The organism is Streptomyces sp. NPDC004732 (genome assembly GCF_040609235.1).
Taxonomy (GTDB): Bacteria; Actinomycetota; Actinomycetes; order Streptomycetales; family Streptomycetaceae; genus Streptomyces.
Genome location: NZ_JBEXJR010000047.1, coordinates 1 through 1264, shown reverse-complemented (window position 1 = coordinate 1264; position 1264 = coordinate 1). Strand labels below are relative to the sequence as shown.

The window sequence follows — 1264 nt, the reverse complement described above, 5'->3', positions numbered from 1 at the left end:
GGCCGAGGAAGGGCTCGAACGCGTCGGGCAGGTCGGCGAGCGGGCCGAACCGGCCACGCACCACATCGAGATCTTTATAAGCATAATCAATTGCTCTTGAACATGTTATGATGGCTCCTAAACCATTATTATCAAACGCTGCGTCTAATAGTTTCACATCTCCTCCTTGATAACCAACTCCTGGGATTAGAAATAAGGTTTTTGGTAAGAGTCTCCTATACTTAGTTAAATCTTCGGGATATGTTGCTCCAATGACAGCTCCAATATCTGAAAATCCATAATTCCCAACTTTATTCGTGCTTTTAATAATATAATCACATACAACTTCAGAGATAGTTTTATTTTCAGAATCCAGTATTTTATCTTGCAATTCTCCTGAAGAAGGATTGCTTGTTTTCACTAAAATAATAGAGCCCTTATCATTTTCTTCTCCTAATTTTATAAATGGGTCTAATCCATCACTTCCCAAGTATGGATTAATTGTTACTGCATCTACAGATAAAGTAGAGCTCCACTCATCAGCTGTATTCTTATAAAAAGTTTCTGCATATGCCTGAGAAGTACTTCCGATATCTCCTCTCTTAGCATCCGCAATAACGATAAGTCTCTTTTTCTTAGCATAATCCACAGTTTTCCAAAAAGCTTCTATTCCATAATAATCATACTTCTCATAGTAAGCAAGTTGAGGTTTTACAGCTGGAACTTTATCTGCCACTATATCAATAATCATTTTATTAAATTCAAAAATAGCGTAGCCTGCTCCTCTAGGGGTCTTTCCATAGATGCTCTCTGCCTTTTTTAAAATATAGCTAGGAAAATTCTCTAAAATGGGATCTAACCCAACACATAGATGAGATTTTGTATTGACTACTTTTTGTATATATCTATCAGAAAACATCATTTATCCATTACCTCGCTTACAAAATTAGTTATTATTTGATGAACTTTGTCAATCCCTACAGTTGAATCAACAAGTAAAGCATTTTTAGGTAAAACATCAAGAAAATTTTGTCTTACTTGGTTAAATACTAACTCATTTTTTTCTTCATACTTTATATCTTCTCCATCCCTTTGACGAACTCTCTCTAAAGCACGCTCTGGAGGAACATCTAAAAACACTGTAACATCTGGAGTAGGAACACCTTTATTAATCATTAGAATTTCTTTGTAGTCTATCCCACGAGCTTTAAAGAACGCTAGTGAACTGTATAAGTATCTATCACATATAATGTTGCTTTCAGATATTTTGGGGAAAATTTCTGAA

1 protein-coding gene and 1 pseudogene are annotated in these 1264 nt (G+C 35.3%); both read right to left on the bottom strand.

The features are described from left to right. Window positions 1–901, bottom strand: a 901-nt coding sequence (gene pyrF / locus ABZV77_RS42670; protein WP_356268787.1) for an orotidine-5'-phosphate decarboxylase, incomplete at its 3' end; no start/stop codon positions are given. Beyond that, window positions 898–1264 (bottom strand): annotated as a pseudogene (locus ABZV77_RS42665) (hypothetical protein); the annotation flags it as partial. The pseudogene ABZV77_RS42665 and the gene pyrF, both read right to left, overlap by 4 nt.